This is a genomic window from Pengzhenrongella frigida, assembly GCF_004168625.1.
GTDB lineage: Bacteria > Actinomycetota > Actinomycetes > Actinomycetales > Cellulomonadaceae > Pengzhenrongella > Pengzhenrongella frigida.
Genome location: NZ_SDWW01000003.1, coordinates 142010 through 151432, shown reverse-complemented (window position 1 = coordinate 151432; position 9423 = coordinate 142010). Strand labels below are relative to the sequence as shown.

Below are 9423 nucleotides of genomic sequence, written 5' to 3'. Positions count from 1 at the left end.
GGACTGACCCGCGACGACGAACTCGCCGACGCCTACCGCCAATGGCTTCAGGCCGCTTGACACCTATAGGAGCATCACGCGCGGTCGGGGCCCGGGCGCGCAGGGGGCACGGGCGCCGCGACTCTCCGTGCGCCGGCGCTCAGGGCGCGGCGTCGACCTCGGCGACCCGCTCCTGCTGGAGCCGTTCCCAGAGCTGGTCGACCTGGGCCTGCAGGTCCGCCACGGTCCGCGTCCCGTCGAGCACGACGTCGGCCGACGCGACCCGGGTCTCGTCGTCCACCTGCGCGGCGATCCGCGACCGCGCCTCCTGCTCGGTCAGCCCGCGTTCGGTCATGAGCCGACGGACCCGCAGCTCGGCCGGGGTGTGCACGACGACGAGCAGGTGGAAGGCCTGCGCCTGGCCGGTCTCGATCAGCAGCGGGATGTCGTGCACGACGACGGCGCCCGCGTCGGCCGCGCCGGCGGCGGCCTCACGCTCGGCGGCGAGCCGCCGCACGATCGGGTGCACGATCGCGTTGAGCCGGGCGAGGGCTGCCGGGTCCGCGAACACGACGTGCCCGAGCGCCTCCCGGTCGAGCGAGCCGTCCGAGGCGAGGATCTCCGGCCCGAACGCCTCCACGACCTGGTCGAGCCCCACCGACCCGGGGCGGACGGCCTCGCGCGCGAGCCGGTCGGCGTCGATGACGACCGCCCCGAGCTCCGCCAGTCGGCCCGCCACCACTGATTTGCCCGCTGCGATCCCGCCGGTCAATCCGATGCGCTGCATCGAGCCATCCTGTCAGTCGGGGTCCGTCGGGTCGATCGGGGCATGGTGGTCGAAGTCGCTGGCCCCGCGCCGCCAGTAGCCCGAGACCTCCACCTGACGCGGCGCCAGACGAAGCTCGCGCCGCAGGTACCGGCGCACGCCGACGAGCGACCCTGCCTCCCCCGCGGCCCACACGTAGGTGTGCGCGCCGATCGGACCGCAGGCCCGGACCGCCTGCTCGAGCACCGGCGAGGTGCCCAGCTCCCCGTGCCGCTGCAACCAGAGCACCTCGGCGCCGCGCCGGAGCGTCGGCAGATAGGCCTTGTCCTCTCCGGAGGAGATCTCGGCGAGCACGCGCACGGGGGTGCCGGCCGGCAACAGCTCCAGCCAGCGCGCCGCCGCCGGAAGCGCGGTCTCGTCGCAGGCGAGCAGGAAGGAGTCGAACCCCTCGGGCACGAGCTTGGAGGACTTCGGGCCGGCCACGACCAGAGGGTCTCCCACGACGGCGCGGGCCGCCCACGTCGCGGCCGGGCCGACGTCGTCGCCGTCGGGCAGGGCAGGCCCGTGCAGCACGAGGTCCAGGTCGAGCTCGGGGAACCCTCTCGCGCCGCTGGGGCGCGCGCCCCGCACCGTGAAGTCCCGCGGGTACGGCGTGCCGTGCTCAGGCGGCTGGAGCCCGTCGGCGGTGAGGGTCGGGGCGGCGAGCTCGCCGGTCGTGGGATCGGGGAAGAAGACCTTGACATGGTCGTTCGGGCCGCTGGCCTCGAGCCCGGCGAGCTCGGGGCCGGTGAGCGTGACGCGCAGCATGCCGGGGGTGACCCGCCGGAGCGCCGCGACCGTGACCCGCCGCACCGCCAGCGCGTGGGGCACGCGACGGCGTGCCGGTCCCGCGGGGCGGCCGGGCGGAGTGGGGGTGACCTGCACGAGCTGATTCACCACCCGACCCTAACCGGCCCTGCGCACGGGGAAAAAACAGCCGGGCCGGGCACCTTGCGGTGACCGGCCCGGCTGGGCAGTGCGGTGGATCAGTTACCGGTGAGCTTCTCGCGCAGTGCGGCGAGCGCCTCGTCGGAGGCCAGCGTGCCGGCAGCCTCGTCGGCCGGAGCGGCCGAGGAGTAGCTGGACGACGAGCTGGACGTCGAGGAGGAGCTGCTCGACGAGCTGCTGGACGTCGAGGAGGTGCCACCGTTCGCAGCCTCGAGGTCCGCCTTCGCGGCCGCGAGAACCTGCTTGCGGTGCGCTTCCCAGCGCTCGTGCGCCTTGGCGTACTCGCCCTCCCAGACCTCACGCTGAGCGTCGAAGCCCTCACGCCACTCGTTCGTCTCCGAGTCGAAGCCGTCCGGGTACTTGTAGTTCCCGGCCTCGTCGTACTCGGCCGTCATGCCGTACAGCGCAGGGTCGAAGTCCTCGCTGCTGGCGTCGAGGCCCTCGTTCGCCTGCTTCAGCGACAGCGAGATGCGGCGACGCTCGAGGTCGATGTCGATGACCTTGACGAACACGTCGTCGCCGACCTGGACGACCTGCTCCGGGATCTCGACGTGGCGCACGGCCAGCTCCGAGATGTGCACGAGGCCCTCGATGCCGTCCTCGACGCGAACGAACGCGCCGAACGGGACGAGCTTGGTGACCTTACCGGGGACGACCTGCCCGATCGCGTGGGTGCGGGCGAAGGCCTGCCACGGGTCCTCCTGCGTCGCCTTCAGCGACAGGGAGACACGCTCGCGGTCGAAGTCGACGTCGAGAACCTCGACGGTGACCTCCTGGCCGACCTCGACAACCTCGGACGGGTGGTCGATGTGCTTCCAGGACAGCTCGGAGACGTGCACGAGGCCGTCCACGCCGCCGAGGTCGACGAACGCACCGAAGTTGACGATCGAGGAGACGACACCGGGGCGGACCTGGCCCTTCTGCAGGGTCTGCAGGAAGGTCGAGCGCACCTCCGACTGGGTCTGCTCGAGCCAGGCACGGCGCGACAGGACCACGTTGTTGCGGTTCTTGTCGAGCTCGATGATCTTGGCCTCGATCTCCTTGCCGACGTACGGCTGGAGGTCGCGGACGCGACGCATCTCCACGAGGGAGGCGGGCAGGAAGCCACGCAGGCCGATGTCGAGGATGAGTCCACCCTTGACGACCTCGATGACGGTACCGGTGACGACGCCGTCTTCTTCCTTGATCTTCTCGATCGTGCCCCAGGCACGCTCGTACTGGGCGCGCTTCTTCGACAGGATCAGCCGGCCCTCTTTGTCCTCCTTCTGGAGGACCAGAGCCTCGACCACGTCACCGACCTTGACGACATCGCCGGGGTCCACGTCGTGCTTGATGGACAGCTCGCGGGAGGGGATGACGCCTTCGGTCTTGTACCCGATGTCGAGAAGGACCTCGTCGCGGTCGACCTTGACGATGGTGCCCTCGACGATGTCGCCATCGTTGAAGTACTTGATGGTGGCGTCAACGGCGGCGAGGAAGTCCTCAGCCGAGCCGATGTCGTTGATAGCGACCTGCGGGGTGGCGGATTTCGCCGAGGTGGAGATGGTCATTGAGTCGTTTGCTCCGATGCGGACAGGATCTAGTGCGGACAGGGACAGTGCTGATGTGTCGACGGTGCAGAACACTGAAGGACAGTGCAGAGCACCGAAGATGTGATCTTTGGTGAGCGGACGTCAGGAGACGTGCAGCACCGGCGTGAATCTTATCGGTGCCTTGTAGCACGGTCAAAGCGACCGTGCGCACGCCCTCGGTCCAGGAGTCGATCCAGGGGTCAGGCCAGGGTGCGCGCGACCTCGATGAGGTCGGCCGGGACGACCTTGATCTTGCCGGCGATCTCGGGCAGCGGGACGAGCACGATGTTCTCGCCGTGCAGCGCGGTCATCACGTCGGACTCGCCCCGGGTGATCGCGTCGATGGCCGCGACGCCGAACCGGGAGCCGAGGATCCGGTCGGTCGGCGTCGGGCTGCCACCTCGCTGGACGTGGCCCAGCACGGTCAGCCGGGCGTCGAACCCGGTGCGGGCCTCGATCTCGTTCTTGACCCGCTCGCCGATGGCGCCGGCGACGATCTCGCCGAACTTCCCGACGGGGACCTCGTAGTCCATCGCCGAGCCCTTGAGCGGGACCGCACCTTCCGCGACCACGACGATCGAGAAGCTGGCGTGCGAGCGGTGACGGTGCTTGAGGTACTTGACGACCTTCTCGATGTCGAACGGCTCCTCGGGGGTCAGCACGACCTCGGCCCCACCGGCGATCGCCGACGTGACGGCGATCCAGCCCGCGTGGTGGCCCATGACCTCGACCACCATGACGCGGTTGTGGCTCTCTGCGGTGGTGTGCAGCCGGTCGATGGCCTCGGTCGCGATCCACACCGCGGTGTCGAAGCCGATCGACTTGTCGGTGCCGAAGACGTCGTTGTCGATCGTCTTGGGGATCGCGACGATCTTGACGCCCGCCTCGGCGACCTTGCTGGCGGCGTGCAGCGTGCCGTCCCCACCGATGCAGATCAGGGCGTCGATGCGCTCCTGCTCCAAGGTGGCGATCACCGCGTCGATGCCACCGTCCTCGGCACGGGGGTGGTAGCGCGCGGTGCCGAGCATCGTCCCGCCCACCGGCAGCACGTTGCGGATCTGCTGGCGCGAGACGGGGGTGACGTCGCCGTCGACCACCCCGCGCCATCCGTTCCGGAACCCGACGATCGTGTGACCGTGCTCGCCCTCGCCCCGCTTGACGACGGCGCGGATCGCCGCATTCAGTCCGGGAACGTCACCGCCACCAGTCAGCAAACCGACACGCATGAGCACTCCTTCGATCGTTCCCGTTGCACTGCGGACCTTCCGGGGAAGCGACACTGCTGCGCACCGGCCCGGACAGCCTAACCGGCACCCTGCTGGTGTCCCCCGGGACCCATGGTCCCGGGTCGGGCCACCGCGCGTGCGCGTGTCCGGCCCCCGGACTGGGAGAAACTACCCCCATGGCCTCCTCACGATCCTTCGCCGGCTTCCGCGCGGTCCCGCCCGACGACGGCGGTCGCGCCGGCCGGGGCTGGTGGGACGCCAATGCCGCCGAGTACCTCGACGAGCACGGCGAGTTCCTGGGCGACGCCGACTTCTGCTGGTGCCCGGAGGGCCTGCGGGAGGGCGACGCGCACCTGCTCGGCGACGTGGCCGGACGCGACGTGCTCGAGGTCGGGGCCGGCGCCGGGCAGTGCACCCGGTGGCTCCGCCGCCACGGCGCGCGGGCCGTGGCCACGGACGTGTCGGCGGGGATGCTCACGGCCGGCCGCGCGCTCGACGCCGCCGCGGGCGTCGTGGTCCCCGCGCTGCAGGCGGACGCCCGCGCGCTCCCGTTCGCGGACGCGTCGTTCGACTGCGTGTTCACCGCCTTCGGTGCGCTCCCGTTCGTGCCCGACCCCGGTCGGGTGCACGCCGAGGTCGCCCGCGTGCTGCGCCCGGGTGGCCGGTGGGTGTTCGCGGTCACCCACCCGATCCGGTGGGCGTTCCCCGACGACCCGAGCGAGCGCGGCCTGACCGCGACCCGGTCGTACTTCAACCACACGCCGTACGTCGAGACCGACGAGGCGGGCCACGTGGTCTACGCCGAGTACCACCGCACGCTGGGCGACCACCTGGACGACGTCGTCGGCGCCGGCCTGCTGCTCGACCGGCTCGTCGAGCCCACCTGGCCCGCCGGGCACGACCGCACCTGGGGCGGCTGGGGCCCCGTGCGCGGCGCGCTCCTGCCGGGCACGGCGATCTTCGTCACCCACCGCCCCTGATCGTCAGTGACCGGCGGTGTGCCAGCTCTCGCCGACGCCGACCGACACGTCGAGCGGCACCGTGAGCTCGGCCGCCGCGCCCATCTCGGCCCGGACCAGGGCCTCGACCTCCTCGCGCTCCCCGGGTGCCACCTCGAGCAGCAGCTCGTCGTGGACCTGGAGCAGCAGCCGCGAGCGCAGGCCGCGCGTCGTCAACCCGCGGTCGACACCGAGCATCGCGACCTTGATCAGGTCGGCCGCGCTGCCTTGGATCGGGGCGTTGAGCGCCATCCGCTCGGCCATCTCGCGGCGCTGGCGGTTGTCGCTGGTGAGGTCCGGCAGGTACCGCCGCCGGCCGAGGATCGTGGCGGTGTAGCCGGTGGCCCGGGCCTCGTCGACGACGGTGTCGAGGTAGTCCCGCACTCCGCCGAACCGGGAGAAGTAGTCCTCCATCAGCTTCGCCGCCTCGCCGACCTCGATGCTCAGCTGCTTGGAGAGCCCGAACGAGGACAGCCCGTAGGCGAGGCCGTAGGACATCGCCTTGATCTTCGACCGCATCTCGGGGGTGACCTCGTCGACCCCGACGGTGAACACCCGCGACGCCACGTAGTTGTGCAGGTCCTCACCCGTGCGGAACGCCTCGATCAGCCCCGCGTCGCCGGACAGGTGCGCCATGATCCGCATCTCGATCTGGCTGTAGTCGGCGGTCAGCAGGGTCTCGTACCCCGCACCGACCACGAACGCCCGCCGGATGCGCCGGCCCGCCTCGGTCCGGATCGGGATGTTCTGCAGGTTCGGGTCCGTCGAGGACAGCCGCCCGGTCGCCGCGATCGTCTGCTGGAAGCTGGTGTGGATCCGGCCGTCGTCCGCCACCGACCGCAGCAGGCCCTCGACGGTCTGCCGCAGCCGGATCGCGTCCCGGTGCGCGAGCAGGTGCTGCAGGAACGGGTGCCCGGTGCGCTCGAACAGGTCGGTCAGCGCGGCGGCATCGGTCGTGAAGCCCGTCTTGATCTTCTTGGTCTTCGGCATGCCCAGCTGGTCGAACAGCACCTCCTGGAGCTGCTTGGGCGACCCGAGGTTCACCTCGCGCTCGATCACCGCGTAGGCGTCCGCCGCGGCGCCCACCACGATCGCGTCGAAGTGCTTCTCGAGCTCGGACAGGTAGCCGACGTCGGCCGCGATCCCCGCGTGCTCCATCCGCGCGAGCACGTCGACGAGCGGCAGCTCGAGGGACTCCAGGAGCGCGGAGCCGCCGCGGTCGGCGAGCTCCCCGGTGAGGACCTCGGCGAGCTCGACGACGGCGGCCGCCCGGACCGCGGCCCGCCGCCCCTCGTCGGAGCCGTCCATCTCCAGGTCGAGCGCACCCTGCCCGCCCGACGACGCCTCGTCGCTGCGCAGCTCGCGGTGCAGGTAGCCGATGGAGAGGTCCGCCAGCTCGTACCCCCGCCGATCGGGCTGGCAGAGGTAGGCGGCGAGCTCGGTGTCGAACGTGACGCCCGCGAGCGTGAACCCCCGACCCGTCAGCGCGTGCCAGGCCTCCTTCGAGGCGTGCACCGCCTTCGGGGCGCTCGGGTCCGCGAGCCAGGCCGCGAGCGCCGCCTCGTCGACGGGCATGACCTCGGTGAGGTCGAACGCGACCGCCTCCCCCGCGCCGTCGGCGATCGCGATGCCCCACGCGTCCCCGCCCGACGCCGCCCCGGAGCCGCGCACGTCGAGTCCGAGCCGGTGGGTGACCCGCTCGGCCAGCCAGGCTTGGAGCGCACCCTCCGCCAGAACCGCGACGGACAGCTCGGCGCTCTCCCCCGGTCCGGTCTCGTCACCCTCGGACGGCACCATCGCGAACAGGCGCTCGCGCAGGACGCGGAACTGCAGGGCGTCGAAGACGGTCTGCATCGCCTCACGGTCCCACGGCCGCACGGCCAGGTCCTCCGGCCCGAGCGGGAGCTCGAGGTCGACGAGCAGGCGGTTGAGCTGCCGGTTCAGCAGCACCTGGTCCAGGTTCGTGCGCAGCGACTCCCCCGCCTTGCCCGGCACCTGGTCGGCGCTGGCCACGATCCCCTCCAGGCCGCCGTAGGTGTGGATCCACTTCGCGGCGGTCTTGGGCCCGACGCCGGGGATCCCGGGCAGGTTGTCGCTCGTCTCGCCGACCAGCGCGGCGATGTCCGGGTAGCGCTCCGGCGGTACCCCGTACTTGGCCTGCACCACGGCCGGCGTCATGCGGGTCAGCTCCGAGACCCCCTTGACCGGGTAGAGCACCGTGACGTCGTCGTTGACGAGCTGGAGGGCATCGCGGTCCCCCGTGCAGATGAGCACCTGCATCCCCGCGGCGCGGGCCTGGACCGCGAGCGTGGCGAGGATGTCGTCGGCCTCGAAGTTGACCTTCTCGAGGACCGGGACGTGCAGCGTGGCGAGGATCTCCCGGATGAGGGGCACCTGCCCCTTGAACGGCTCGGGCGTCGCGTCCCGGGTGCCCTTGTACTCGGGGTACACCTCGGTGCGGAACGTGGTGCGACCGGCGTCGAACGCGACGGCGACGTGGGTCGGCACCTCGTCGCGGAGCAGGTTGGCGAGCATCGACGTGAAGCCGTACACGGCGTTCGTCGGCTGCCCGGTCGAGGTCGAGAACTTGTCGACCGGGAGGGCGAAGAACGCCCGGTAGGCCATGGAGTGCCCGTCGATCAGCAGCAGACGGGGCGGGGACGCGGCCGTGGGGCGCGCGGCGGGTGGTGGTTTGACGCTCACGGGTGCCAACCTATCTGCCATGACCCACACCGATTCCGCAGAGGCCCTGCACGCCGCCGCCGCCGGCACGCTGCTCGAACGCATGGGCATCAAGATCCTCGAGGCGGGCCCGGCTCGGGCGGTCGGCACGATGCCGGTCGCCGGGAACACCCAGCCGTACGGGCTGCTGCACGGCGGCGCCAGCGTCGTGCTCGCCGAGACCCTCGGTTCGATGGCCGCGATGGCGCACGCGGGCGAGGGGCGGATCGCGGTCGGCATCGAGGTGAGCGCGTCCCATCACCGGTCCACGCGGTCGGGGATCGTCACCGGGACCGCGACCGCCCTGCACCTGGGCCGGACGACGGCCACCTACGAGGTCGTGGTGGAGGACTCCGAGTCGCGCCGGCTGGCCACCGCACGTTTGACCTGCATGCTGATCGAGTCGCGACCGGAGGCCTGATCGGCCGCCTCCCGGGCGAGGGCGGCAGACACGTCCCGCAGGTCGAGCGGACCGGTCTCGGTCTCCGTACGCACCTGGCGCCGTCGGGCGATGAGGTCTTCCAGCCCGCGTGCCGCGCCGCGGCGCCGGGAGCCGGTCACCGTCGGTTCGCCCGCGAGGCGGCGCTTCAGGGTGTGCGTCGCCACGACCCGGTGGGCCGCGGCGGGAGCGAAGCCCATCCGGACGAAGAAGCGCTGCACGCCGCGCGCCCCGGGCAGGTGCACCGCATAGACCTGGGTCGCCCCGGCCTTCTCCGCCTCCGCACACGCACCGGCGAGCAGGGCATGCCCCAGGCCACGCCGGCGCGCGGAGTCGTCCACGTAGAGCGCTTCCACGTGCAGCACCGTGTCGGGTGAGAACGGGCCCGGTCCGACGGTCCGAGCCAGGAGCAGCCCGGCCGGTGCGTCGTCGAGCACGCCGAGCAGGATCGTGCTGCCGGGGGCGACGAGGAGCGCGGCGAGCTGGTCGTGGAGCACGTCGGCGTCGACCACGACGGGATCGGGACTGGTCGCGGTGGACTCGGTCTGCGCCGCCTGGCACAGCGCGACCAAACCTGAGAGGTCGGCGGCACTTGCCACCCTGACCTGGGCACCTGGACGCACGTCGATGAGCCTCCTTCGCGTGGAGGGATGACAATCGCCGTCGCTGACGCCCGGACCGGACTGCCCACCCCCGGTTGGCAGGGTTGCTGCACCCTGTCCTGATCTCATCGACC

8 protein-coding genes are annotated in these 9423 nt (G+C 71.6%); 2 read left to right on the top strand and 6 right to left on the bottom strand.

Annotated features, from left to right (window positions below; all coding sequences use genetic code 11):
- Positions 1-139: 139 nt before the first annotated feature.
- The 4 genes from coaE to EUA98_RS02160 form a co-directional block, all read right to left on the bottom strand.
- On the bottom strand, positions 140-766 hold the full coding sequence (gene coaE / locus EUA98_RS02175; RefSeq protein WP_130101011.1) for a dephospho-CoA kinase: 627 nt from the start codon (positions 764-766) through the stop codon (positions 140-142).
- A 12-nt stretch (positions 767-778) separates the two neighbouring features.
- Positions 779-1681, bottom strand: a complete 903-nt coding sequence (locus tag EUA98_RS02170) for a siderophore-interacting protein (RefSeq protein WP_242511215.1) — start codon at positions 1679-1681, stop codon at positions 779-781.
- A gap of 89 nt (positions 1682-1770) precedes the next feature.
- Positions 1771-3282, bottom strand: a complete 1512-nt coding sequence (gene rpsA / locus EUA98_RS02165) for a 30S ribosomal protein S1 (protein WP_130101010.1) — start codon at positions 3280-3282, stop codon at positions 1771-1773.
- 221 nt (positions 3283-3503) lie between these two features.
- Positions 3504-4529 (bottom strand): 6-phosphofructokinase, encoded by a 1026-nt coding sequence (locus tag EUA98_RS02160; RefSeq protein ID WP_130101009.1) that lies wholly within the window; start codon positions 4527-4529, stop codon positions 3504-3506.
- 176 nt (positions 4530-4705) lie between these two features.
- Between EUA98_RS02160 and EUA98_RS02155 the strand changes: the two genes are divergently transcribed.
- Positions 4706-5509: a class I SAM-dependent methyltransferase gene (locus EUA98_RS02155; RefSeq protein ID WP_130101008.1), complete on the top strand. Its 804-nt coding sequence runs from the start codon at positions 4706-4708 to the stop codon at positions 5507-5509.
- Positions 5510-5512: 3 nt separating this feature from the next.
- Here the strand turns inward: EUA98_RS02155 and polA are convergent, their stop codons facing one another.
- A complete protein-coding gene (gene polA / locus EUA98_RS02150; protein ID WP_130101007.1) occupies positions 5513-8251 on the bottom strand; it encodes a DNA polymerase I in 2739 nt (912 codons plus the stop codon).
- On the opposite strand from polA, the gene EUA98_RS02145 reads away from it, so the two are divergent.
- On the top strand, positions 8250-8669 hold the full coding sequence (locus EUA98_RS02145; RefSeq protein ID WP_130101006.1) for a PaaI family thioesterase: 420 nt from the start codon (positions 8250-8252) through the stop codon (positions 8667-8669). The two genes, polA and EUA98_RS02145, sit on opposite strands and share 2 nt — an antisense overlap.
- Here the strand turns inward: EUA98_RS02145 and EUA98_RS02140 are convergent.
- Complete coding sequence (locus EUA98_RS02140) at positions 8579-9286, bottom strand: GNAT family N-acetyltransferase (RefSeq protein WP_242511214.1); 708 nt, start codon at positions 9284-9286, stop codon at positions 8579-8581. The two genes, EUA98_RS02145 and EUA98_RS02140, sit on opposite strands and share 91 nt — an antisense overlap.
- Positions 9287-9423: the final 137 nt, after the last annotated feature.

What these genes read in the sequence shown, in the direction of transcription:
- coaE (WP_130101011.1), bottom strand. Translation starts at nt 766, where the DNA reads ATGCAGCGCATCGGATTGACCGGCGGGATCGCAGCGGGCAAATCAGTG.
- rpsA (WP_130101010.1), bottom strand. Translation starts at nt 3,282, where the DNA reads ATGACCATCTCCACCTCGGCGAAATCCGCCACCCCGCAGGTCGCTATC.
- EUA98_RS02160 (WP_130101009.1), bottom strand. Translation starts at nt 4,529, where the DNA reads ATGCGTGTCGGTTTGCTGACTGGTGGCGGTGACGTTCCCGGACTGAAT.
- EUA98_RS02155 (WP_130101008.1), top strand. Translation starts at nt 4,706, where the DNA reads ATGGCCTCCTCACGATCCTTCGCCGGCTTCCGCGCGGTCCCGCCCGAC.
- EUA98_RS02145 (WP_130101006.1), top strand. Translation starts at nt 8,250, where the DNA reads ATGACCCACACCGATTCCGCAGAGGCCCTGCACGCCGCCGCCGCCGGC.
- polA (WP_130101007.1), bottom strand. Translation starts at nt 8,251, where the DNA reads ATGGCAGATAGGTTGGCACCCGTGAGCGTCAAACCACCACCCGCCGCG.